We start from the raw sequence: 21,478 nt of genomic DNA on the forward strand, positions 1-21,478 counted from the left end.
GAGATGTGGGGTAATGGGTCTTGGCTTTCGCCAGGACGACACTGAGTAGGTGGCCTTACCGACATCCTCAAGCGTCGTCCCGGCCATCGCCGGGACGACACCGAGTGTGTTGCACGGCCAGTGAGCAAAACTTCGGCGTTCTCGCTACGTGAATCGCCCGACCTTTTGCAACGGTCGCCCGGAACAACGAGAGCTACGCCGCGCGCAACACCGCGTCGACGACGAGGCTTGCGAACAGGATGAAGCCGGCGTCGCGGTTGGATTTGAAGATGCGCAGGCAGAGCGCGGGGTGGCTGGTGTCGAGCCGGCGGACCTGCCAGGCGAGATGCAGCGCGAATGCCGCTAGCCCAATCCAGGCCGGCCAGCGCGCGCCCGCGAGCGCGAAGGCCACGCCGATCAAGAGCACGGCGAGACCATAGAAAATCACCAGCGCGCGATGGGTGCGTGCGCCGAACAGGCGCGCGGTGGATTTGACGCCGATCAGCGCATCATCCTCGGCGTCCTGATGGGCGTAGATGGTGTCGTAGGCGATCACCCAGGCGATCGATCCGGCGTAAAGCGCGATCGCGGCCGCATCGATGCGCTCCAAGGTCACCGCAAATCCCATCAGTGCGCCGTAGGAAAAGGCGAGGCCGAGCACGACCTGCGGCCACCAGGTGATCCGCTTCATGAACGGGTAGATCGCGACGATCACGAGCGAGGCGATGCCGGTCATGACCGCAAAGCGGTTGAACTGCAGCAGCACGAGAAGCCCGATCAGCGCCTGCAGGACCATCAAGACCGCCGCCTGCGTCACCGTGACCTGCCCGGCCGGAATCGGCCGCGACCGCGTACGCTCGACCTTGGCGTCGAGATCGCGATCGGTGATGTCGTTCCAGGTGCAGCCCGCGCCGCGCATCACGAAGGCGCCGATGAAGAACAGCAGGACGACGAGCGGCAGCGAGCGCACATCGTGCGCGACGCCGGCGGCAAGCGCCGCCGACCACCAGCACGGCATCAACAACAGCCAGGAGCCGATCGGCCGGTCGTAGCGCGCAAGCCGCAGATATGGCCGCGACCAGACCGGCGCATGGGTATCCACCCAGTTGCCTGTGGAGTCGGCAACGCGGGCGGAGACCTCGCTCATGGCCGGTCAATCATCGGGCGCCCAATCATCGGGTCAGAACGTTGCCATTCAGCGTGTCGAAGGTGCTGCCGCCCTTCTTGGTCGGCGTCGCTTCCGGCAGCGAGGCGGACGAGCCGAGCACGTCGCTCAACGACGGCCCCACGGGCCCGCGCGGCTGTGCCGCCGCCTGCTCCGCGACGTTGCAGACCTTCTTCAGCAAGGCCTCGGTATTCTTGTGACCGTCCTTGAGCTGGTTGGAGATCTGCGGCGGGATCCCGCACTTCGACGCGTTGGTGTCGACGTACTTGATCATCTTGACTTCGGCCTGGCTGTAATTGCCGATCAGCTTGCAGGCCTCCTGCGGGCTGGCGTGCCGGTCGCTCGCCGCCTTGATCGCCTTGCCGCGCTTCTCGGCTTCCTCGCGCAGCGGGACGAAATCCTTCATGCAGGCGTCACCGGCGGCGCCACCACCGGCGCCGGGCGGGGGCGGCGGTGACGACAGACCGCCGCCGGCGATGGGAGCTGCGCCATTGGTCGGAAATGCCGACGGCGTGGCGCCGATCCTGGCCGCCGGTGCGCCGTTGACCGGCGGGAACGCAGGATCCGAAGCGGTGCCTGCGCGGCTTGCACGCGCGCCGTTCACCGGCGGGAACGCGGGATCCGAGGCGGTGCCGGCCAGGCCTTGATTGGGCAGCGGCGCCGGAAAGGCGCTCTGGGCCGCGGCGTGCCCCGCGGACAGGGCGGTCGCGGCAACGGTCAGCACGATCAGTCGGCGGATCATCGAGGGTGTTTCTCCGGCAAAAGGTCCAGGCAACCCCAGCGCAACAAAACGAAGCAACGAAATTTGGGGGCGTTTTACGATTCCTGTGAGCCCTTAACAACCCGTGGATTTGGGCGACAGCGCGGCGTAGGGCCACACCGGCCACATTAAATTGTTCCCCGATTTGAAGCCTTTAGGCCTCGAACGGCGGTAAAAGCGGACCATCGCATGTGCCTGAACGGGATTTTCGGTGATGCCTCGGCTCGAATATGCGGCTCCGCACCGACCGAAAAACAAAAGGGGCCGCGTGCAAGCGACCCCTCGGACTTCAAAAGGACTTGGTGACAGAAGCAATATATCGACACCATTGTAGTAGTTGGCCGGAGCGTTCCTGGCGAGTCCGAGGGACTACGGTGTCGCCCGGTTTGGTTAACTTGCTTCGCGGCTTGGAAGCGGCCGGAGCTCTGACCAACGATGTCGAAATCCGACGATCCTCTCCGGTCGCAATCAGCAGCAGGCAGACCTGAACGATACTTGGCGGCGCCTTTAGGCTAGAAGGCGGCTCAGGAACCCAGGACATGCCTGAACTCGATTTTCGCAGCCCCCGCCTGTTTGTCGATGCCCCGCTCGGTGCCGGCGCGACCGTTTCGCTCGAACGCGACCAGAGCAACTATCTCGGCAACGTGCTGCGGCTTGGCGCCGGCGATACCGTGCTGGTGTTCAACGGGCGTGATGGCGAATGGCGCGCCGAGATTTCCGGCCGCAAGCGCGCCGACACGCTGACGATCACGACGCAGACCCGCCCGCAGGACCGCCTGCCCGACGTGACCTATGTGTTCGCCCCGCTGAAACATGCGCGGCTCGACTACATGGTGCAGAAGGCGGTCGAGATGGGCGCGGCACGGCTGGTCCCGGTGCTGACCCGCTTCACTCAGGTGTCGCGGGTCAACAGCGAACGGATGCGCGCCAATGTGGTCGAAGCCGCCGAGCAGTGCGGGATCATCTCGCTCGCCGAGGTCGCCGATCCCCTCCCGCTCGAACGTTTCCTGGCGGGGCGCGATTCGGCGCGGCTTCTGGTGTTCTGCGACGAGGCGGCAGAAGTCGCGAACCCGGTGCAGGCGTTGCAGGCGGCGACCGCCGCAAACGGCGGGATCGACGTGCTGATCGGCCCCGAGGGCGGCTTTGCCGACGAAGAGCGCGCGCTGCTGCTGCGCCAGCCCGACATCCTCCGTCTCGCACTCGGCCCGCGCATCCTGCGCGCCGATACTGCCGCCGTCGCCGCGCTGGCGCTGGTGCAGGCGGCACTGGGGGATTGGGGAGGTAGTGATGGACGGACCGGCGGAAGGGTTCCCTCCCCCCTTGCGGCAGGGCTGTCCGGGGAATGATTCACTGTGTCGCGGTGCATGCTCGGCGAAACCGAGGCAAATCGGTCTTTTCTGGTTGTCGAGACACAGAAGGCCGAGCATGCGATTTCGCGATAGCATTTTTAGTAGGCTGCTTGAACCGATCAATCGGCGGCAGTTTCAGGCGGCTGTGGATCGTCTGGACGGGGATGCCTATGACAAGTCGTTCAAGAGCTGGGATCACCTGGTAGCGCTGATCTATGCGCAGTTGAGCGGGAACAACAGCCTGCGCGCCGTGGTGACCGGCTTCAACGCCAATCCTCAGCATCACTATCACCTGGGCACCGGCAGGTTGTCCCGCTCGACACTGTCGGATGCCAACAGCCGCCGCCCGTCCAGCATTTTTGCGCAAACCTTTGCACGATTGTCGGCGATGGCAAGCCGGCAGTTGCGGGGCGAAGGCATGGAGATGGTGCGCCTGATCGATGCCAGTCCGATCCCGCTTGGCAAAGTTTGCACCTGGGCGGCGTGGAACGGCCGCATCCGCGGCATGAAGCTGCACGTGGTCTACGATCCCAAGGGCGATATCCCGAAGTGCGTCGAGGTGACGGCTGCCAACGTCAACGATATCGAGATCGGTCGCCAGACTCCGATCCAGGCCGGCACAACCTATGTGTTCGACAAGGGATATTGCCGTTTCGACTGGTGGCATAAGATCAATGACAGCAAGGCTTTCTTCGTGACCCGGCCGAAGACGAGCATCCGGCTACGCGCGGTCAGGCATCGCACCATCCGCAACAGCAAGGGGGACGGCTTCAAGATCATCGTCGACGACGAGGTGAAGCTCACCAGTAAGGGCGCCTCGCGTTTGCCGATACCGCTGCGGCGCATCAAGGTCAGGCGGGAGAACGGCAGCGTGATCACGCTTCTCACCAACGACACGACCCGAACGGCTGTCGAGATCGCCGCCCTCTACAAGAGCCGGTGGCAGATCGAACTGCTGTTCCGCTGGATCAAGCAACACCTCGACATTCGCAAGTTCCTCGGCACCAATGACAATGCAATCCGCCTGCAAGTCCTTGCTGCGATGATTGCCTACCTACTGTTGCGCATTGCCGCGCGGACCAATTGCATCAAAATGCTGCCGCTCAGGCTCGCCGAACTCGTCAGCCAGTTCCTGTTCACCCGGCGAGCCTTCGCCAGCATCGAAAAGCCTCCGCCAATCAACCCTGGCCGTCGCAAATCCACAACGTCCCTCGACCAGATGGAACTCTGCTATGGTTGAATTTCCCCGGACAGCCCTGCCGCTTGCGGGGGAGGGTTAGGGAGAGGGGTGCCGCTTGCTCGGCCGCGTGACGGTTCGCGCGGATACACACTTGCGGCGTGCGCGTTACAAGAGCTGGATTGCTCGGACCGTGTAGAAATATCGACCGCTGGAGCCCGGGACTTACCCCTCTCCCCAACCCTCCCCCACAAGGGGGGGAGGGAGCCTGAGAGACGTGCTCACATCACTCGCAATTCGGCGTGCCCTGCCCCTAGCCAAGCCGTCGCAAAATCGTTAACGAACCCAATCATTAAGCCACTTGGCTGATCCCTGTCGAAACCCTGACACGGCCATGCTAAGGGCTCCGCCAACACCACCCATGGAACCGGCTCTGAAACGCGATTTCGGAGCGAATTGGACGTCGAGATGAGCGAAGCTGCCGCACCACGACCCGCCGCCGGATCCGCTCCAGGAGCGGCTTCCTGGGCGGATGCGCTGCTGGCCTCGTTCGCGCAGGCCGGTTATCAGAGGTCTGAGCCCGCGATCCTGCAGCCGGCCGAGCCGTTCCTCGACCTGTCCGGCGAGGACATCCGCAAGAGCCTGTATCTGACGACCGACCCGAGCGGCGAGGAGCTCTGCCTGCGGCCGGATCTCACGATCCCGGTGGCGCGCGACTACCTCGCCTCGCCTCGCGCCGGCCAGCCGGCCGGCTTCAGCTATCTCGGCCCGGTGTTCCGCTATCGCGACGGCCAGCCGAGCCAGTTCCTGCAGGCCGGCATCGAATCCTTTGGGCGGCAGGACCGCGCCGCGGCCGACGCGGAGATGCTGGCCCTGGCGCTGGAGGCGACCGCGGCCTTTGGGTTGAAGGATGTCGAGATCCGCACCGGCGACGTCGCGCTGTTCAACGCGCTGATCGATGCACTCGAGCTCTATCCGGTGTGGCGGCGCCGGCTGATCAAGGATTTCAACCGCAAGGTTTCGCTGACCGACGACATCGAGCAGCTGACATTGGCGACTGCGCCGGGCCGCAACGAATATGAGGGTGTGCTCGCAGCGCTGGCCGGCTCCGACCGCAAGGCGGCGCTGGCGCTGGTCACCGATCTGATGTCGATCGCCGGCACCACCAATGTCGGCGGACGCACGGTCGCCGAGATCGCCGACCGCTTCCTCGAGCAATCGACGCTGAAGGGCGGCGCACTGCCGCGCGATGCGCTCGCCACCATCAAGCGCTTCCTCGCCATATCGGGCGATCCCGACGACGCAATCGCGCAGCTGCGCGCGCTGGCCTCCGACGCCGGGCTCGACCTTGCCGCGGCGATCGACCAGTTCGAGAGCCGGGTCGGCTTCATGGCCGCGCGCGGCATCGATATCCGGAAGACGCGGTTCTCGACCGCGTTCGGCCGCGGCCTCGACTATTACACCGGCTTCGAGTTCGAGCTGCACGCCAAGGGCAACGGCGCCGAGCCGCTGGTCGCGGGCGGCCGCTATGACGGGCTGATGTCGCAGCTGGGCTCGGCCAATCCGATCCCGGCGGTCGGCTTCTCGGTCTGGATCGAGGCGATGACGCGCCATGGCAAGGCCGGTGCCTCCGGAGCCGCCCAATGAGCACGCCGTTCGTCGTCGCCGTTCCCTCCAAGGGGCGTTTGCAGGAAAACGCGGAGAGCTTCTTCGCCCGCGCCGGGCTGACCTTGTCGAAGGCCGGCGGCGCGCGCGACTATCGCGGCACCATCGCGGGTGTCGACAATGTCGAGATCGCCTATCTGTCGGCCAGCGAGATCGCGGCCAATCTGGCGCGCGGCTCGGTGCATCTCGGCGTCACCGGCGAGGATCTGGTGCGCGAGAGCATTCCGGATGCCGACAAGCGCGTGCTGATGATCGAAGGCCTCGGCTTCGGCTATGCCAATGTCGTGGTCGCGGTGCCGCAGGCCTGGATCGACGTCCGCACCATGGCCGATCTCGACGACGTCGCAAGCGGCTTCCGCGAGCAGCACAATCACCGCATGCGGGTTGCGACCAAATACATCAACCTGACACGCGGCTTCTTCGCCAGGCACGGCGTCGGCGACTACCGCATCGTCGAGAGCGCCGGCGCCACCGAAGGCGCGCCCGCGGCCGGCACCGCCGAGTTGATCGTCGACATCACGACCACGGGTGCGACGCTCGCCGCCAACGGGCTCAAGGTGCTCGACGACGGCGTGATGCTGCGCAGCCAGGCCAACCTCGTCGCCTCCCGCGATGCCGACTGGTCGAATAGCGCCCGCGAGACCGCGCGCGTCATCCTCGACCACATCGCCGCGCGCGCCCGCGCCAGCAAATACCGCGAGGTGCGTACCCGGTTCGCCGGCTGTAACGACGCGCTGCTGTCCGAGGCGCATACCCGTTTCGGCGTGGTCGCCCCGTTCGGCAGCCCGACCTCATCGGGCATGCTGACGCTGCACTGCCCACCGGGCAAGCTTTACGCGCTCGGCAGCTTCCTGCGCGAGCACGGCGCCGAGACGGTGTCGGTGGTGTCGCTCGACTACGTGTTCGACCGCGAGAACCCGCTGTTCGCCAAGCTCGAGTCGTTCCTGCGACAATGAGCAGGCGGGGCCGTTCATGTTGGCGACAGCCGGCCGTCGGTACCATATTGTGTTCATGATCTCTCGTTGTGAGGCGTTTTCTTTCACGCGAACCGGAACCCAATTTCGGTGGAAAACGCTCTAGTTCTGGAACCTGACCGATGATGCTGGGCTCTGACGTTTCCAGCCTGACCACAACCGCCAAGACCGCCGCAGCGCAGGGTCTGTCCATCGTCGTGCCCGTCTACAACGAGGCCGCCGGCCTTGTAGCGCTGCACCAGCGGCTGATCGACCTCGCCAGGTCATTGCGCGCCCGCTACGGGCTCAATTGCGAAGTGGTCTATGTCGACGACGGCAGCGCCGACAACACGCTGGCGATCGCGCGCGGCCTGCCCGCCGATGGGCTCGATCTCCAGGTGGTGTCGCTGTCGCGCAATTTCGGCAAGGAGGCGGCGCTGATGGCCGGCCTCGACCATGCCCGCCGCGGCGCGGTGCTGTTCATGGACGGCGACGGCCAGCATCCGCCGACCCTGGTCGAGCAACTGGTGGCGCACTGGATCGATGACGGCTATGACGTGGTCTACACGGCGAAGGCGCATCGCGACAATGAATCGGCGTTGCGCCGGCTTGCGGTGCGCGGCTTCTACGCGCTGATCAACTGGGGCGCGCGGCAGCAGATCCCCGAGGATGCGGGCGACTTCCGCCTGCTGTCGCCGCGCGCGGCCGCGGCCTTGCGGCAATTGCCTGAGCGCAACCGGTTCTTCAAGGGCCTCGCCAGCTGGATCGGCTTCAGGCAGATCCGCGTCGACTACGAGCCGGCGCCGCGCGCGCATGGCGTCACCACCTTCAATGCCGGCCGGCTGATCGGCCTGTCGATCGAGGGCCTGACCTCGTTCTCGGTGGCGCCGTTGCGCTTCGCCAGCCTGCTCGGCGCGCTGCTCGCCGGCGCGGCGTTCCTGTTCGGGCTCTCGATCCTGTGGGAAGTGCTGACCACCGGCAAGCAGGTCCCCGGCTATCCGTCGCTGATGATCGGCGTGATGACGATCGGCGGCGTGCAGCTGATCATGATCGGCATCGTCGGCGAATATATCGGCAAGATCCTCTCCGAATTGAAGGCACGGCCGATCTACTTCGTCGCCGAGCATACCGAGAAGCACGCCGACACCGGCGCGGCGCAGGGCGCCACCGAGCGGACCGCCGCCGAATGAGCGAAAATTCGCCGCGCCGGATCTGGCTGTGTGCTGACGACTATGGCCTGAGCTGCGGCGTCAACCGCGCGATTCGCGATCTGATCGAGCGCGACCGTCTCAATGCGACGTCGGTGATGATGGTGACGCCGGCTATCGGCCGCGAGGCTGCGGCCGCGCTGCAGGCCTCGGTGGCGAAGAGCCCGCGCTGCGCGATCGGGCTGCACGTGACGCTGACCGCGCCGTTCCGGCCGCTGACGATGCATTTCCGCCCGCTCGACGGCGACATGTTCCTGCCGTTCCCGCGGCTGTTGCGCGCCGGGCTGATGCACCGGCTCGATGCCGATCTGGTCCATGCCGAGGTGCTGGCGCAGCTCGACGCCTTCCACGATCTGTTCGGCCGCGCGCCCGATTTCGTCGATGGCCATCAGCACGCGCAGCTGTTCCCGCAGGTGCGCGACGGCTTCCTGCGTGCCGTGAAGGAGCGCGCGCCGGGCGCCTGGGTGCGGCAGTGCGGACGCGAGGGTCCCTTGGCACGCCAGCTGACGGCGCCGAAGGCTTTGGTGCTGAACGTGCTCAGCACCCAATTCCGGATCAAGGCCCAGCGATCGGGCCTGCGCTTCAATCCGGCCTTCGCCGGCGCCTACGATTTTACGCGCGGCAGCGAATTCGCCGCGCTGATGCAGGGCTTCCTCGACGGCCTGCCGGAAGATGGGCTCGTGATGTGCCATCCCGGTTTTGTCGATGAAACCCTGAAGAACCTCGACCCGCTGACGACGCAGCGCGAGACCGAACATGCCTATCTCGCAGGCGAGGATTTCCCCGCTTTGCTGGCCCTGAATAAAGTTACACTCGCCTGATAAGGTTCACGAAAAACCGCCGGTCGTATTGTCGCATACAGAAATTTAATCCTGGCCCCCACTCCTTGCGCCACAAAGCCCGTCCTACATGAGCCGCGCGGCGATTCGATCGACGCGATGGAGAACGCCATGACACCGCAAGAACGCCAACTGATTGACGATCTCTTCGACCGGCTCGCCAAGCTGGAGAATGCCCCACGCGACAACGAGGCCATGTCCGCGATCATGCAGGGCCTGCGCAGCGCGCCGAATGCGGTTTACGCGCTGGTGCAGACCGCGCTGGTTCAGGACGAGGCGCTGAAGCGCGCCCATGACCGGATCCAGGAGCTCGAAGCCGCGGTCGGCCAGCAGCAGCCCGCACAGCAGCAGGGCGGCGGCTTCCTCGATTCGATGCGCGATGCGATCTTCGGACAGGGCCAGCAGCAGCCGCACGGCTCGGTGCCGCCGGTGCGCGCGCCTGATATTGGCGGCAGCCGCCCGGTCTGGAACTCCGGCCAGGCGATGCAGCAGGCCGGCGGCTACGGCCAACCGCCGCAGCAATACGGCCAGCCCCAATACGGACAACCCCAATACGGCCAGCCTTATGGCGGCCAGCAGCCCCCGGCCTTCGGCGGCGGCGCTCCCGGTGGCGGTGGCGGCTCGTTCCTCGGCACCGCGGCTGCGGCCGCGGCCGGCGTGGTCGGCGGCGGGCTGCTGCTGTCCAGCATCCGCGGCATGATGGGTGGCGGCGGCCACCAGTCGCTGGCGGACGCCGGCGGCCTCGGTGGTGGTTCGCGTCCCTGGGGCGGCGACCAGTCGTCGAGCGACCTCGCCCGTGACGCCGGGGTCAACGACATCGGCTCCAACCGCGACAATGACAGCGGCTCGCGCGCCGGCCTGTTCGACCAGGCGTCAAACAACAGCAACAACGACGACAACTACAACACCGACAACGATTCCGACGGCTTCGACAATGATGACGACGGTTTCGACGGTGGCGGAGACAGTGACAGCGACTACGCGTGAGTGTGTCGCCTGAAAGACAAACGGCCGCTCCCATCGAGCGGCCGTTTTTCATTTCACTTGTTCGTCGCGATCACATCACGACGACCTTGGCGCCGACATTGACGCGGCCGTAGAGGTCGATGACGTCCTCGTTGCGCATCCGGATGCAGCCGGACGACACGTTGGTGCCGATCGTCCAGGGCTCGTTGGAGCCGTGGATGCGATAGAGCGAGGAGCCGAGATACATCGCCCGCGCCCCGAGCGGATTCTCCGGGCCGCCTTCCATGTGCCGCGGCAGATCGGGACGGCGCGCCAGCATTTCCGGCGGCGGCGTCCAGGCCGGCCATTCCTTCTTCGCCGAGATCGTCTTGACGCCGGCCCAGGTGAAGCCGGGCCGTCCGACGCCGATGCCGTAGCGCAGCGCGCGGCCGTCGCCCTGCACCAGATAGAGGAACTTGTTCGGCGTATCGACGACGATGGTGCCGGCGCTCTCCTTGCCGCTGTAATCGACCAGCTGCTTTTCATATCTGGGATCGAACGGACGCTGCGTCGGATCGCCGGCCGCCTCTTCCTGCTGGCGGATCATCTGCTGCTGCGGATCCATCGGCGGCAGCCCCTGGTGGTTGCCGTAATAGGCCGGCTGCTGCTGATACATCGGCTCTCGCGAATACCCCTGCGACGACGGCGCATCGCCGAACAGGAATTCGATGAAGCCGCCGCCCATGTTGGAGCGCTGCGGCTGCGCATAGGCGGTGCGCATCGGCGGCTGCGGTGCGCCCTGATTGGCGTAGATCACGGTGGGCTCGGGCTGAGCCGACGCGTCGATCGCCATGGCATGATGGGGAACGGCAATAAGCGAAGAAGCGCCGGCGAGCAGCGCAAGCGTGGTTTTCCTGAACATCGACGTACTCTGTACTGGTTTCGTCGTGACGTATGACGTGGACGGAGCGCACATGCGCCGTTGCACGTGGTCAATAAGCAATGAAAACCGCATCGGTTTGGTAAACGGATCGGCCGTTTCGATTCACCATCTCGACGATGCCGCGCGGTTTTGCCGGACAGCGTTTATTTTGCGTGAACGTCGCGGCGCCATGGTTAATCGCCGGTATCGCGGCGGCCGTGTGCACTCGGCGCAAACTGTTCCTGCGTGAACCTGACGTTAAATCACCTCTCGCTAGAACGGACGGCAGTGAAGGGGCGGGAATGAAATCATGTCAGTGAAGCGTAAGCGTTTTCGTGTCGAGCAGGCCATGGGAGAAGTCGTGATGCCGGAGCCGGAAGCTGCCGGCGGCGCCGAGCTCGGTCCGATGCATCGGGAGATCATGGCGGAGCTTCGCTCGATCCGCGCCCAGATGGCCGCAGCACCGGCGCAGCGCAGCGGCGACAGCGTCGATGCCGCCGTCGCCCGCGAAGTCGCCGAGACGCACGCGCTGCTCGAGACCTACCGCGCGCAAGTCGAACAGTGCGAGAAGCTCAAGGTCGAGCTCGACCTGATCCACGACGCAATCAGCCGCACCAAGCGCGAGATCGCCGTGCTGCACGGCAAGAGCTTCAACGGCGAGGAGATGGCCAAGGTCAATGGCGAACTCGGCGCCGTGGTCGGCGGCACCGAACAGGCCACCCAGCAGATCCTCGAAGCGGTGGAAGCGATCGACCAGGCCGCGACCGCGCTCGCCAACAACGTCACGCCCGACCAGCAGAAGCGGCTCAGCGAAGATATTCAGGAGCGCGTGGTCTCGATCTTCGAGGCCTGCAACTTCCAGGACCTCACCGGCCAGCGCATCAGCAAGGTGATGCAGACGATGAAGTTCATCGAGCAGCACATCAACGAGATGATGAACATCTGGGGCGGTGTCGACGCGATCAAGTCGCACGTCCCGCCGATCGTCGACACCCGCGAGGGCGATGCCCGCCTGCTCAACGGCCCGAAGCTCGACGGCGACGCCGGCCACGCCTCGCAGGACGACATCGACGCGATGTTCAACTGAGATCTGTCGGATCGAAAATGAAAGCGCCGGCTTTCGGGCCGGCGTTTTTGTTTAGGCGATGGTCCGCTCGCCCCGTAATCAATCGCCAGACAAGATTGTCAGCCGCCGCTTCGCGAAGAGTGCGCTGAGGCCTTCCTTGCATGCGCCTCGAGAGACACATCAGTCAGCACCTCTGTCTCGATCGCATGCAGTTTGTGCCAATTGCGACACTTGCAAATTTACTGGCAGGTGTCGCGGGCGCACACTGGGCATGAAGGAAATTTTCACGCGCATGCCGGGTGCCAACACAGGGTGCCGGTTGCATCGGACTTCCGGAGTGAATCCGGTCGCCCCCGAGCGGGGCGTCATAGTTCCACACGCATACAGTCACAGGTTCGCGGCGCGCATCAAACGAGTACAATCCTGCTTTTCTCTCTGGAGCTGCAGAAACGCGAGGCCGCATGCGAAGCTGTAACGACGCGCGGCGGGTTTCTTTCGCGCTGGTACGTACCGCCTTGTTATCGGATCACTGATCGGGGGCATCACTGGAGTACGCAACGCTGGAGATTGAACATGACGCAAGGAATTGTCAGGAATACTGCAATTGCACTCTCGACTTTCGCTTGCGCGACACTGTTGTCCATCACCTGGTCTGAGCAGGGCGGCATTTCGGCTTCGGTCGAAAGCGCCCAGGCGCGCGTGGGCCGACCGCTGACGCCCATGAGCGCCGCGGGCGTTGCGCGTCGTCACACCCGGCGCGCTGCATACGGATACGGCGCGGGGATCGCCGCTACGGCCGCGGTCGCTACGGCGGCGGCTACCACGGCAGCTTATTCCGGCTGGGGCACAAATAACTGGGCCGATGCATATGCTGCCCAGACGGATCCCCACTTTGGCCAGCCTTACTATCCGGCACGAGCCTACTACGGGGTCAGCCCGTATTACGGTTATGCCGGATGGGCAGACTACAAGGCAGCCAATGGTATCGGCTGCGAACCCGGTACGATGACGAAAATGTCTGACGGCCAGATGTACGTCTGTCAGTGAAGTCCGCGCAAAGGCACCGCGAGAGGGCGGCTCCTCGAGCCGCCCTCTCGACGACGTCAATCGATCGCGCATGGCGGCAGGGCACGCCCGGCATTGATCCACATCAACATCGCACATCCTTTGCCACCGACGATGCGTTGGGTCGCATCTGCAGCGGCTCAATCACCATTCGGTTCACGTGCGATGAGGAGGATCACCATGCGACAGATGAAAATTCTTTCGACCAAGTCAGTGACAGTTGCGGGAATTGCGGCCAGCCTCGTGCTGGGGTTTGCAGGTGTCACTCTCAGTCCGGCACCGGCCAAGGCCGTCGTTTATTGCCAGTACGTCGGGTATCCGGGGGGGTGCGTGGCGAGGGCGGGCGTCGTGCTCAGGCCTCGTCCGGTGGCGCGTACTGCGGTTCGTCATAACGCGGGCGGCAATATGAATGGCGGCGTCAATCGCGTCGGAGTGCGACGGTAGCACGCCGGATAAGCGGTTGTCGCCGCTTACTCAAATCGCAAGAGGATCAGCCGCGGAGAGAAACCCCTCACCCGGAGAGCATCTGGCGATGCAATCCGACCTCTCCCACAAGGGGAGAGGTGCACTGCCGATGCGGCACTATCTCATGCTGAAGGAGTTCGCCGCTACGCCCGCGGCGCGCAGCGGACGTAGACCATATTGCCGTAGCGGGTGGCGGCGTCCTTGTCGACGAAGCGGGTGATCAGGACCCGGCCGTCGAACGAGATGATCTCGCGGTCCTGCTCGCCGGGCACAGGTCCGGGCGGGCCGATATAGTTCTTGCCGCTCGGGGAACCCTTCAGCCGCAGTTCCTGCGGGGTGGCCTGGTCGGCCAGATGCATGATGACGCCGCCGTTCTGGCCGGCGCCGATCACGTAAGGCTGCTTGCACTGGCCGCGTGCGGCGGCCTCGGTGCGGGCGCGGTCGGCGGGATTCTGGAACGAGGCGAGGCCCCAGCGGCCGACGATTTCGTCGGGGCGGATGCTCGCCGGCATCTCCGGGGCCACTCCCGGTTCGACCGGCCCCGGCTCGGGGTTCGACGACAAGGACGGCAGGCTCATGCTGCCGCACGCCCCCAAAAGTGTCGTCAGCGCCGAAACAGCCGCGAACCGTGCGACCAATCGCGCGTTGAGTGACCTAATCATATGCATCCCCCGAACTATCTCCCGGCCGCACCCGTCATGCAGCCAAGCGTAAAACTTAAGGCGGAGCAATAACGTCTGACAAAATTACGTCATCGCTACGATTTGGTTTCCGGTCCACCATCCTATATTGGCCTCACCAAGGCCTTAACCCCTTTGCTTGACAGAAACTGCGCCAAGCCATATTTCCCGGCGCACAATTAGCACTCTCGCAGCACGATTGCTAAATGCGCCGGGCGTCCTGCCTGGCGCCGACCGGACCGGCATTCAACGCCGGTCCCGATGAACCGGACCTGAAACCGAGCCTCCAAGAGGGAACGTCATGGCTAAATCCAACTTCCGCCCACTGCATGACCGCGTCGTGGTCAAGCGTATCGATGCCGAGGAGAAGTCCAAGGGCGGCATCATCATTCCGGACTCGGCCAAGGAGAAGCCGTCCCAGGGCGAGATCGTCGCCGTCGGCCCGGGTGGCCGCGACGAGGCCGGCAAGCTGATCCCGATCGACCTCAAGGTCGGCGACCGCGTGCTGTTCGGCAAGTGGTCGGGCACCGAAGTCAAGCTCGACAACCAGGAGCTCCTGATCATGAAGGAGTCCGACATCATGGGCGTGCTGGCGTAAGGCCACGACCAATTCGAGAAACGCGGCGTTCGCTCCGCTGTCATGCCCGGGCTTGACCCGGGCATCCATCACGCTTCCCAAGACTCTCACGAGGGCGATGGATTGCCGGGTCAAGCCCGGCAATGACGCGCAAAGCGAGCGGCAAGCAATTCACAGACATTCCAGGAGTTCAAATCAATGGCTGCCAAGGACGTAAAATTCGCCGGAGACGCCCGCGACCGCATGCTGCGCGGTGTCGACGTGCTCGCCAATGCCGTGAAGGTGACGCTCGGCCCGAAAGGCCGCAACGTCGTCATCGAGAAGAGCTTCGGCGCTCCCCGCATCACCAAGGACGGCGTCACCGTCGCCAAGGAGATCGAGCTCGACGACAAGTTCGAGAACATGGGCGCGCAGATGCTGCGCGAGGTCGCTTCCAAGACCAACGACACCGCCGGTGACGGCACCACCACCGCGACCGTGCTGGCGCAGGCCATCGTCCGCGAGGGCGCCAAGGCGGTCGCCGCCGGCATGAACCCGATGGACCTCAAGCGCGGCATCGACACCGCGGTCGCCGCCGTGATCAAGGACATCGAGAAGCGCGCCAAGCCGGTCGCCTCCTCTTCGGAAGTCGCCCAGGTCGGCACCATCTCGGCCAATGGCGATGCCGCGATCGGCAAGATGATCGCGCAGGCGATGCAGAAGGTCGGCAACGAGGGCGTCATCACCGTCGAGGAAAACAAGTCGCTCGATACCGAGGTCGACATCGTCGAGGGCATGAAGTTCGACCGAGGCTATCTCAGCCCCTACTTCATCACCAATGCCGAGAAGATGACCGCCGAGCTCGAGGATGCCTACATCCTGCTGCACGAGAAGAAGCTGACCGGCCTGCAGTCGATGCTGCCGGTGCTGGAAGCCGTGGTGCAGTCGGGCCGTCCGCTCCTGATCCTCGCCGAGGACGTCGAGGGCGAGGCGCTGGCGACGCTGGTGGTCAACCGCCTGCGCGGCGGGCTCAAGGTCGCCGCCGTCAAGGCGCCGGGCTTCGGCGATCGCCGCAAGGCGATGCTGGAGGACATCGCGATCCTGACCGGCGGTCAGCTGATCTCCGACGACCTCGGCATGAAGCTCGAGAACGTCACGGTCAACATGCTCGGCCGCGCCGGCAAGATCGTGATCGACAAGGAGAACACCACGATCGTCAAGGGCGCCGGCAAGAAGAAGGACATCGACGCCCGCGTCGGCCAGATCAAGGCGCAGATCGAGGAAACCACCTCGGACTACGACCGTGAGAAGCTGCAGGAGCGCCTCGCCAAGCTCGCCGGCGGCGTTGCCGTCATCAAGGTCGGCGGTGCGACCGAGGTCGAGGTCAAGGAGAAGAAGGACCGTGTCGAGGACGCGCTGAACGCGACCCGCGCCGCGGTGCAGGAAGGCATCGTGCCGGGCGGCGGCGTCGCGCTGCTGCGCGCCAAGAAGGCGGTCGGCCGTCTCACCAACGCGAATGCCGACGTCCAGGCCGGCATCAACATCGTGCTCAAGGCGCTCGAAGCTCCGGTTCGCCAGATCTCGGAGAACGCCGGCGTCGAGGGCTCGATCGTGGTCGGCAAGATCCTCGAGAACAAGTCGGAGACCTTCGGCTTCGACGCCCAGACCGAGGACTATGTCGACATGGTCGACAAGGGCATCATCGACCCCGCCAAGGTGGTGCGCACCGCGCTGCAGGACGCCTCCTCCGTGGCCGGCCTCTTGGTGACCACCGAAGCCATGGTCGCCGAACTGCCGAAGGACGCGGCCCCGGCGATGCCGGGCGGCGGCGGCATGGGTGGAATGGGCGGCATGGGCGGCTTCTAAGCCCCGCCGCATTCGCATCGAGACCGAAGGCCGCCTCCGGGCGGCCTTCTTTTTTGCGATTCGATTACAATGAGACGTAAGGATCATCGCATGTCCCGCGACGCCAAATCACTGATGTCGACACTGGCGCTGTTCTATGCGATCGGCGCGGTGCTCGCGTTGGGCGCCTATGCCCTGGACAGCATCGATGACTTTGCGGTCGTCTTGACGTTCTGGTTCAAGCAAACCTTGACGTTTGTCGTCCTCGGCGCAGGCTATTGCCTCTACTACGTCATTTCCGGTTCGACCGGTCATCGTCCAAAGGCGCCGCTGCGATTTCTGGACATATCGTTTCTGGCTGCTGCCGCCACGCTCGGCGTTGGCATGCTGGTGCATAGCTGAGCGATTTTGAGGCGACATCCAAACCTCGCCTTTTTCCTTCGCGGACGGGCTGTGATGCTTGGCACTGTGATTGCGAGGAGCGATAGCGACGAAGCAATCCATTTTTCCACTTGCGGCTCGATGGATTGCTTCGCTTCGCTCGCAATGACGTGGATGGGCCGGGATACGTGGGTACGAATTTAAGCCACGCAGATGCCAGCCACCGCCACCTTCTGGAACAGATGCGGCGACGCCACGGCCGAGGCCGGGTAGGCCGACAACTTGGCCCTGAACTCCGGGTTCATGAAGGCGGCACGGAAGGCGGCGGTCGATTCCCAGACCGCGTAGTTCAGATAGGCCGGGCTGTCCCCGAGCGCGCGGTGCAGCTGGGTCGAGATGAAGCCGGGCTGCCGCTTCATGATGGCGGCGTCGGCCTGCCAGGCTTTCAGAAACGTGTCCTCGTCGGCCGCATCGAGCGTGAAGAGGTTGACGAGCACGATATTGCTGGCATCGACCGCGAGCTGACGGTCGATCGGGAATGCGGGGTCGAGGGGACGCATCTGCGGCATGGCTGGCTCCGTTGATATGGTGCTATGTTGTCATTCCGTTACGATGGATACATATTATTTTGACATCATGATGTCAATATAAACTTATGGTGACAAATGCCACAGACCAAGCGAACGCCGGCCGGCGAAGCCCTGAGCAACCTGATTCTCGACCTGTTCAGACTCAACAGCCTGCTGTTCACCGCCGGCGACCGGATGGTGGCCGGACTTGGCCTGACCAGCGCGCGCTGGCAGATCCTCGGCGCCATCGTCACCGCCGAACGCCCGCAACCGGTGGCGTGGCTGGCGCGCGACCTCGGCGCTGCCAGACAAAACGTGCAGCGGATCGTCAACGACCTGCAACGGGAGGGGCTCGTCACATTCGAGACCAATCCGCATCATCGCCGCGCCCAGCTCGTCGTGCTGACCGAAAAGGGGCAGCAAGCCTTCGACGCTGCGATGCGCCTGCAATTGCCTTGGGTGAACGGCCTCGCCGATGGACTGTCGATGAAGGACATCGAAACCGTGAGCCGCGTCGTCGGCACATTGCGCGGCAGGCTGGAGAACGGCGAAGAACCGAATGTTCGCGCGTGACGCGGATCCCCGTCTCCGTTCGTCATGGCCGGAACATCGGCTGCACCGCTCTCCGGACCGATACGGCGGGCCATGACAGTGCCAAAGGTCAGATCGTTCGAAATTGATAGCCGCCGTCAGGCGGCCTTCTTTTTTGGCCAATGACACGGAGGTTTGCTAGTTACGGCGGAACCGATTCTGCCCTTCGAGGACTTATCGTATGCGCGCGCTCCCGCTCCTGCTGCTCGGTCTTGCCGTCGTCTCGGCACCTGCCCTCGCCCAGATGAAGCTGCAAACCAAGCCGGCACCGTCGAACGGCCCCGAGACGCGCTATTTCACTTCGATCGACGGCCTGATGGACGGCAATGCCGACGTGGTGCTGAAGGAAACCCGCCAGGGCAAGACCGTGACCGCGGCCGTGCTCGACGTCTGCTATCCCGCCGACAAGAGCTCGGACCGCAAGGACCGCTTCGTCGCCAACCTGACCGTCAACGGCCAGACGCTCTCCGGCACCACCCAGAGCGTCGCCGACAAGCAGCCGGTCACGGTCAAGCTGAACCGCAAGCAGACCGGCGACAGCTTCGAGTTCCGCGGCCAGATCACGATCGGCCAGACCGTGACCGAGGTCGCTTCGACGGACAATTCCGATCTCAGCGAGAAGGAATTCCAGGACAACCAGGCCACCGAGGACGGCATCACGCCGCAGCCGAAGGACTTCACCGACGTCTCGCCGGAATCGATCGGGGTGCGGGTCAAGCTCGATGCTGCGGCCGATTTCCTCAAGAGCCTGAAGGGCGAGGCCGTCGAGATCGGCACCTCCAGCCTCGCGGTGACCTGCGATGCGATGCGCTCCGGCGAGCAGACCATCAACCTCACCGTCGATCCCGAGCACGCCAGTGCGCTGCTCGCCAAGGCGAAATCAGCGCCCGGCGTGACGGCGGCCGGCTGGACCAGCGGCATGGTCGAGATGGACCGCACCATCCGCTTCGCCGCCGCCGACTGGCGTGATGGCGACAAGATCAACAAGGACAAGCTCGCATCCGCGATCGCGGGCGTGCTGGCGAAGACGCTCGCAGCAAAGCCCGCCTCGGCGACCTGGAACGCAAATACCGGCAAGCTGAAGCTGGTGCTGAAGCGGCCAAGCGCGATCTACCCTGCGCTCGGCCTCACCCAGAACTACGAGGTCACCGCCCTCGTCTCGCCCGACAAGCCCGGCAGCTCGGACAGGCTGATGCTGTGGGTCTCGAGCCCGACCGTCTCGACGTCGGATGACAGCCCCGGCGCCAAGCTCAATCTGTCCGACGATTCCGGCAGCGACGAGGAAGGCAGCGAGGCCAAGGACGACAACGGCGCGATCGACGCGCTGCTCAAGGAATTCAAAGGTCAGCGCTGGGACGCCGACAAATCGGTGTGGCGCTGAGCCACCCGCTTCCCGATTGCGCGACGACGTTCGGTAAGCGGTGCCAAGCATCATATCGACAAAGCGGAATTTCGTCTGAAGGCTGACAGCACGTCCGATCTGGAATCGGGTGGTGCGGCACGCGTCTCAAATTGCCTAATGCGCACATCGACACAGCGCCGGTCGCGATACCGGCAACGCGCACATGGAGACGATGAGATGTCAGAGCAGAACAAGAACGTGGTCGGCCGATGGTTTAAGGAGTTCTGGGGTAACCCGTGGAATCCGCGCATCATTGAAGAACTCGCGACGTCAGACATTGTCGTGCACTACCCGATGCACGAACCGAAGAGGGGCCGCGCCGCGATCACGCAGTTCATGACCGAGTTTCGCGAAGCGTTTCCCGATCTCAATTTCTGGGGCGTCGGCGATCTCGTCGCGGAAGGTGATCTCGTCGTCGGCCGCTGGGAGGGTGGCGGCACGCACACCGGGCCCGCCTTCAGCGACTTCCGGCTCGGCTCGCTGCCCGCGGCCTCCGGCCGCAAGATGACGTTCGCCGGCACGACCGTGCTGCGCGTGCGGGACGGACGGATCGCCGAGGAGCTCGGACAGGAAGATGCGCTGACCGCCATGCTGCAGCTCGGCCTCATTCGCTTGCCTGAACAGAGCGGCTACGCCGGCTGAACCGGCGTTTCATCGACGATCGCATCGCGGCTACCCGAACGCACTTCGCTGCGCTCGGGTAGCGCAAACGATCGGCTTGGTGAAATCGAAGCGCTCTGATCCGCGGGCTCGCTGGACGCATTCCAATGTTGCTGCGCCGGCATCGCATCTCCTGATGCGGTGCCGGCGCAGGCTCTCCACAGCGGCCCTTCATCAAGCCGGAAAGATCATGCACGTCGTCGTGCCATGCGCGAGCAGCCGCCCCTTCTCGTCGGTGACCCTGCCTTCCGCGGTGCCGATGCGGCGGCCGCAATTGAGCACCTGGCCCTCGGCCCGGATCGGACCGGTGTCCGGCGTGATCGGCCGTACCAGCGAGATCTTGAATTCGAGCGTGGTCTGGCTCGTTCCGGCATCGAGCGTCGACTGCACTGCAAGGCCCATGCAGCTGTCGAGCAGTGTCGCGGTGAGCCCGCCATGCACGGTGCCTGCCGGATTGAGATGCGCATCCGTCGGCAGCAGCGTGACGACGACGCGGCCGTGCTCGGCTTCAGTGACGTCATAGCCGAGCGTCCGCGCGATGGTGTTGAGCGGCAACGCGCCGCTGGCGAGCCCCTGGACGAATTCGAGGCCGCTCATCCTGAGTTTCTGTTCGGCACTGACGGTGCCGTAGCTCTTGGCCATTGCTGATCTCCATCATTGCATCGTGATGTTTGGCAGCCGCTTCCGTCGCAGCGAGACGGGCGAGCGGCCGTAGAGCTTTGCGAATGCGGCGTTCATGCGCCTTGCGCTGGAGAAGCCGGCGCGCTGCGCCACCAGACAGATCGGAAGATCGCTGCCGTCGATCAGTCGCTTGGCGCGCTGCACGCGCAGCGAGAGCGCGACCTGCAGCGGCGAGGCATCGAGATGCTCGGCGAACAGACGCGACAGATGCCGCGCGCCGATGCCGAGCCGATCGGCCAGCGCAGCAACATTGCCGCGGTCGAGGGCGCCCGCTTCGATCAGCGCCAGCGCGCGCTCGACCGTCGTCCTGGTGCCCTTCCATGCCGGGCAGAACGGCGCCGCCTCGGGACGGCAGCGCAGACAGGGCCGGAAGCCGGCGCGCTCGGCCGACGCGGCGCTGCCGTAGAATCGCACATTGCGGGCGAGCGGCGTGCGCGCCCGGCACACGGGACGGCAATACACGCCTGTCGTCCTGACCGCGACGAACACGATGCCGTCCCAGGCCGGGTCGCGGCGTTGAAAGGCTGCATACTGGGCGTCGAAATCGAGCATGCC

General features: G+C 64.8%; 24 protein-coding genes. 17 read left to right on the forward strand and 7 right to left on the reverse strand.

What is annotated here, in order from left to right:
• Window positions 1-193 precede the first annotated feature (193 nt).
• On the reverse strand, window positions 194-1,126 hold the full coding sequence (gene ubiA / locus ACVW1C_RS13820; protein WP_456758892.1) for a 4-hydroxybenzoate octaprenyltransferase: 933 nt from the start codon (window positions 1,124-1,126) through the stop codon (window positions 194-196).
• Window positions 1,127-1,151: 25 nt separating this feature from the next.
• The gene (locus ACVW1C_RS13825) at window positions 1,152-1,886 is read right to left on the reverse strand and encodes a hypothetical protein (RefSeq protein ID WP_456758893.1); all 735 of its coding nucleotides are present in this window, start codon (window positions 1,884-1,886) and stop codon (window positions 1,152-1,154) included.
• A 557-nt stretch (window positions 1,887-2,443) separates the two neighbouring features.
• Here ACVW1C_RS13825 and ACVW1C_RS13830 point away from each other — a divergent pair.
• From ACVW1C_RS13830 to ACVW1C_RS13860, 7 genes are all read left to right on the forward strand, one after another.
• A complete protein-coding gene (locus ACVW1C_RS13830) occupies window positions 2,444-3,250 on the forward strand; it encodes a 16S rRNA (uracil(1498)-N(3))-methyltransferase (RefSeq protein ID WP_456758894.1) in 807 nt (268 codons plus the stop codon).
• A 79-nt stretch (window positions 3,251-3,329) separates the two neighbouring features.
• Window positions 3,330-4,493 (forward strand): IS4 family transposase, encoded by a 1,164-nt coding sequence (locus tag ACVW1C_RS13835; protein WP_456758895.1) that lies wholly within the window; start codon window positions 3,330-3,332, stop codon window positions 4,491-4,493.
• Window positions 4,494-4,898: 405 nt separating this feature from the next.
• The gene (locus ACVW1C_RS13840) at window positions 4,899-6,077 is read left to right on the forward strand and encodes an ATP phosphoribosyltransferase regulatory subunit (protein ID WP_456758896.1); all 1,179 of its coding nucleotides are present in this window, start codon (window positions 4,899-4,901) and stop codon (window positions 6,075-6,077) included.
• Window positions 6,074-7,051 carry an ATP phosphoribosyltransferase gene (hisG, locus tag ACVW1C_RS13845; protein ID WP_456758897.1) on the forward strand — a complete coding sequence of 326 codons (978 nt, stop codon included), beginning with the start codon at window positions 6,074-6,076 and terminating at the stop codon, window positions 7,049-7,051. The genes ACVW1C_RS13840 and hisG overlap by 4 nt, the downstream gene beginning before the upstream one ends.
• Window positions 7,052-7,191: 140 nt before the next feature.
• A complete protein-coding gene (locus ACVW1C_RS13850) occupies window positions 7,192-8,238 on the forward strand; it encodes a glycosyltransferase family 2 protein (RefSeq protein ID WP_456758898.1) in 1,047 nt (348 codons plus the stop codon).
• Window positions 8,235-9,077, forward strand: coding sequence for a ChbG/HpnK family deacetylase (locus tag ACVW1C_RS13855; protein WP_456758899.1), 843 nt, complete (start codon window positions 8,235-8,237; stop codon window positions 9,075-9,077). The genes ACVW1C_RS13850 and ACVW1C_RS13855 overlap by 4 nt, the downstream gene beginning before the upstream one ends.
• A gap of 129 nt (window positions 9,078-9,206) precedes the next feature.
• Complete coding sequence (locus tag ACVW1C_RS13860) at window positions 9,207-10,082, forward strand: DUF2076 domain-containing protein (protein WP_456758900.1); 876 nt, start codon at window positions 9,207-9,209, stop codon at window positions 10,080-10,082.
• Between the two features lie 70 nt (window positions 10,083-10,152).
• Here the strand turns inward: ACVW1C_RS13860 and ACVW1C_RS13865 are convergent, their stop codons facing one another.
• The gene (locus ACVW1C_RS13865) at window positions 10,153-10,962 is read right to left on the reverse strand and encodes a L,D-transpeptidase family protein (protein WP_456758901.1); all 810 of its coding nucleotides are present in this window, start codon (window positions 10,960-10,962) and stop codon (window positions 10,153-10,155) included.
• Here ACVW1C_RS13865 and ACVW1C_RS13870 point away from each other — a divergent pair.
• From ACVW1C_RS13870 to ACVW1C_RS13885, 4 genes are all read left to right on the forward strand, one after another.
• Window positions 10,946-11,212, forward strand: a complete 267-nt coding sequence (locus ACVW1C_RS13870) for a hypothetical protein (protein WP_456758902.1) — start codon at window positions 10,946-10,948, stop codon at window positions 11,210-11,212. The two genes, ACVW1C_RS13865 and ACVW1C_RS13870, sit on opposite strands and share 17 nt — an antisense overlap.
• Window positions 11,213-11,272: 60 nt before the next feature.
• Window positions 11,273-12,049 carry a protein phosphatase CheZ gene (locus tag ACVW1C_RS13875; protein ID WP_456758903.1) on the forward strand — a complete coding sequence of 259 codons (777 nt, stop codon included), beginning with the start codon at window positions 11,273-11,275 and terminating at the stop codon, window positions 12,047-12,049.
• A gap of 552 nt (window positions 12,050-12,601) precedes the next feature.
• Window positions 12,602-13,075 (forward strand): hypothetical protein, encoded by a 474-nt coding sequence (locus ACVW1C_RS13880; RefSeq protein WP_456758904.1) that lies wholly within the window; start codon window positions 12,602-12,604, stop codon window positions 13,073-13,075.
• Window positions 13,076-13,273: 198 nt separating this feature from the next.
• Window positions 13,274-13,537 carry a hypothetical protein gene (locus ACVW1C_RS13885; RefSeq protein ID WP_224943571.1) on the forward strand — a complete coding sequence of 88 codons (264 nt, stop codon included), beginning with the start codon at window positions 13,274-13,276 and terminating at the stop codon, window positions 13,535-13,537.
• Between the two features lie 164 nt (window positions 13,538-13,701).
• On the opposite strand, the gene ACVW1C_RS13890 is transcribed toward ACVW1C_RS13885, so the two are convergent.
• Window positions 13,702-14,220: a hypothetical protein gene (locus ACVW1C_RS13890; RefSeq protein WP_173638579.1), complete on the reverse strand. Its 519-nt coding sequence runs from the start codon at window positions 14,218-14,220 to the stop codon at window positions 13,702-13,704.
• Window positions 14,221-14,539: 319 nt separating this feature from the next.
• On the opposite strand from ACVW1C_RS13890, the gene ACVW1C_RS13895 reads away from it, so the two are divergent.
• The 3 genes from ACVW1C_RS13895 (at window position 14,540) to ACVW1C_RS13905 (ending at window position 17,041) form a co-directional block, all read left to right on the forward strand.
• Window positions 14,540-14,836: a co-chaperone GroES gene (locus ACVW1C_RS13895; RefSeq protein ID WP_173638580.1), complete on the forward strand. Its 297-nt coding sequence runs from the start codon at window positions 14,540-14,542 to the stop codon at window positions 14,834-14,836.
• Window positions 14,837-15,013: 177 nt separating this feature from the next.
• Window positions 15,014-16,660, forward strand: a complete 1,647-nt coding sequence (gene groL, locus ACVW1C_RS13900) for a chaperonin GroEL (protein ID WP_456758905.1) — start codon at window positions 15,014-15,016, stop codon at window positions 16,658-16,660.
• Between the two features lie 90 nt (window positions 16,661-16,750).
• A complete protein-coding gene (locus ACVW1C_RS13905; protein WP_456758906.1) occupies window positions 16,751-17,041 on the forward strand; it encodes a hypothetical protein in 291 nt (96 codons plus the stop codon).
• A 179-nt stretch (window positions 17,042-17,220) separates the two neighbouring features.
• Here the strand turns inward: ACVW1C_RS13905 and ACVW1C_RS13910 are convergent, their stop codons facing one another.
• The gene (locus ACVW1C_RS13910) at window positions 17,221-17,589 is read right to left on the reverse strand and encodes an antibiotic biosynthesis monooxygenase family protein (protein ID WP_456758907.1); all 369 of its coding nucleotides are present in this window, start codon (window positions 17,587-17,589) and stop codon (window positions 17,221-17,223) included.
• 96 nt (window positions 17,590-17,685) lie between these two features.
• On the opposite strand from ACVW1C_RS13910, the gene ACVW1C_RS13915 reads away from it, so the two are divergent.
• The 3 genes from ACVW1C_RS13915 (at window position 17,686) to ACVW1C_RS13925 (ending at window position 20,224) form a co-directional block, all read left to right on the forward strand.
• Complete coding sequence (locus tag ACVW1C_RS13915) at window positions 17,686-18,162, forward strand: MarR family winged helix-turn-helix transcriptional regulator (RefSeq protein ID WP_456758908.1); 477 nt, start codon at window positions 17,686-17,688, stop codon at window positions 18,160-18,162.
• A gap of 199 nt (window positions 18,163-18,361) precedes the next feature.
• On the forward strand, window positions 18,362-19,561 hold the full coding sequence (locus ACVW1C_RS13920) for a hypothetical protein (RefSeq protein ID WP_456758909.1): 1,200 nt from the start codon (window positions 18,362-18,364) through the stop codon (window positions 19,559-19,561).
• A gap of 198 nt (window positions 19,562-19,759) precedes the next feature.
• Entirely contained in the window at window positions 19,760-20,224 is a 465-nt protein-coding gene (locus tag ACVW1C_RS13925; protein ID WP_456758910.1) for an ester cyclase, read from the forward strand.
• Window positions 20,225-20,416: 192 nt separating this feature from the next.
• Here ACVW1C_RS13925 and ACVW1C_RS13930 read toward each other — a convergent pair whose 3' ends face one another.
• Together ACVW1C_RS13930 and ACVW1C_RS13935 are read right to left on the reverse strand one after the other, a co-directional pair.
• Complete coding sequence (locus ACVW1C_RS13930; protein ID WP_456758911.1) at window positions 20,417-20,884, reverse strand: PaaI family thioesterase; 468 nt, start codon at window positions 20,882-20,884, stop codon at window positions 20,417-20,419.
• 12 nt (window positions 20,885-20,896) lie between these two features.
• A complete protein-coding gene (locus ACVW1C_RS13935) occupies window positions 20,897-21,475 on the reverse strand; it encodes a bifunctional transcriptional activator/DNA repair enzyme AdaA (protein ID WP_456758912.1) in 579 nt (192 codons plus the stop codon).
• Window positions 21,476-21,478: the final 3 nt, after the last annotated feature.

Source organism: Bradyrhizobium sp. USDA 4011 (assembly GCF_054063415.1).

Excerpts from the sequence above, each read along its gene's own strand:
- ubiA (WP_456758892.1), bottom strand. The coding sequence starts at position 1,126 with ATGAGCGAGGTCTCCGCCCGCGTTGCCGACTCCACAGGCAACTGGGTG.
- ACVW1C_RS13825 (WP_456758893.1), bottom strand. The coding sequence starts at position 1,886 with ATGATCCGCCGACTGATCGTGCTGACCGTTGCCGCGACCGCCCTGTCC.
- ACVW1C_RS13830 (WP_456758894.1), top strand. The coding sequence starts at position 2,444 with ATGCCTGAACTCGATTTTCGCAGCCCCCGCCTGTTTGTCGATGCCCCG.
- ACVW1C_RS13835 (WP_456758895.1), top strand. The coding sequence starts at position 3,330 with ATGCGATTTCGCGATAGCATTTTTAGTAGGCTGCTTGAACCGATCAAT.
- ACVW1C_RS13840 (WP_456758896.1), top strand. The coding sequence starts at position 4,899 with ATGAGCGAAGCTGCCGCACCACGACCCGCCGCCGGATCCGCTCCAGGA.
- hisG (WP_456758897.1), top strand. The coding sequence starts at position 6,074 with ATGAGCACGCCGTTCGTCGTCGCCGTTCCCTCCAAGGGGCGTTTGCAG.
- ACVW1C_RS13850 (WP_456758898.1), top strand. The coding sequence starts at position 7,192 with ATGATGCTGGGCTCTGACGTTTCCAGCCTGACCACAACCGCCAAGACC.
- ACVW1C_RS13855 (WP_456758899.1), top strand. The coding sequence starts at position 8,235 with ATGAGCGAAAATTCGCCGCGCCGGATCTGGCTGTGTGCTGACGACTAT.
- ACVW1C_RS13860 (WP_456758900.1), top strand. The coding sequence starts at position 9,207 with ATGACACCGCAAGAACGCCAACTGATTGACGATCTCTTCGACCGGCTC.
- ACVW1C_RS13865 (WP_456758901.1), bottom strand. The coding sequence starts at position 10,962 with ATGTTCAGGAAAACCACGCTTGCGCTGCTCGCCGGCGCTTCTTCGCTT.
- ACVW1C_RS13875 (WP_456758903.1), top strand. The coding sequence starts at position 11,273 with ATGTCAGTGAAGCGTAAGCGTTTTCGTGTCGAGCAGGCCATGGGAGAA.
- ACVW1C_RS13880 (WP_456758904.1), top strand. The coding sequence starts at position 12,602 with ATGACGCAAGGAATTGTCAGGAATACTGCAATTGCACTCTCGACTTTC.
- ACVW1C_RS13885 (WP_224943571.1), top strand. The coding sequence starts at position 13,274 with ATGCGACAGATGAAAATTCTTTCGACCAAGTCAGTGACAGTTGCGGGA.
- ACVW1C_RS13890 (WP_173638579.1), bottom strand. The coding sequence starts at position 14,220 with ATGATTAGGTCACTCAACGCGCGATTGGTCGCACGGTTCGCGGCTGTT.
- ACVW1C_RS13895 (WP_173638580.1), top strand. The coding sequence starts at position 14,540 with ATGGCTAAATCCAACTTCCGCCCACTGCATGACCGCGTCGTGGTCAAG.
- groL (WP_456758905.1), top strand. The coding sequence starts at position 15,014 with ATGGCTGCCAAGGACGTAAAATTCGCCGGAGACGCCCGCGACCGCATG.
- ACVW1C_RS13905 (WP_456758906.1), top strand. The coding sequence starts at position 16,751 with ATGTCCCGCGACGCCAAATCACTGATGTCGACACTGGCGCTGTTCTAT.
- ACVW1C_RS13910 (WP_456758907.1), bottom strand. The coding sequence starts at position 17,589 with ATGCCGCAGATGCGTCCCCTCGACCCCGCATTCCCGATCGACCGTCAG.
- ACVW1C_RS13915 (WP_456758908.1), top strand. The coding sequence starts at position 17,686 with ATGCCACAGACCAAGCGAACGCCGGCCGGCGAAGCCCTGAGCAACCTG.
- ACVW1C_RS13920 (WP_456758909.1), top strand. The coding sequence starts at position 18,362 with ATGCGCGCGCTCCCGCTCCTGCTGCTCGGTCTTGCCGTCGTCTCGGCA.
- ACVW1C_RS13925 (WP_456758910.1), top strand. The coding sequence starts at position 19,760 with ATGTCAGAGCAGAACAAGAACGTGGTCGGCCGATGGTTTAAGGAGTTC.
- ACVW1C_RS13930 (WP_456758911.1), bottom strand. The coding sequence starts at position 20,884 with ATGGCCAAGAGCTACGGCACCGTCAGTGCCGAACAGAAACTCAGGATG.
- ACVW1C_RS13935 (WP_456758912.1), bottom strand. The coding sequence starts at position 21,475 with ATGCTCGATTTCGACGCCCAGTATGCAGCCTTTCAACGCCGCGACCCG.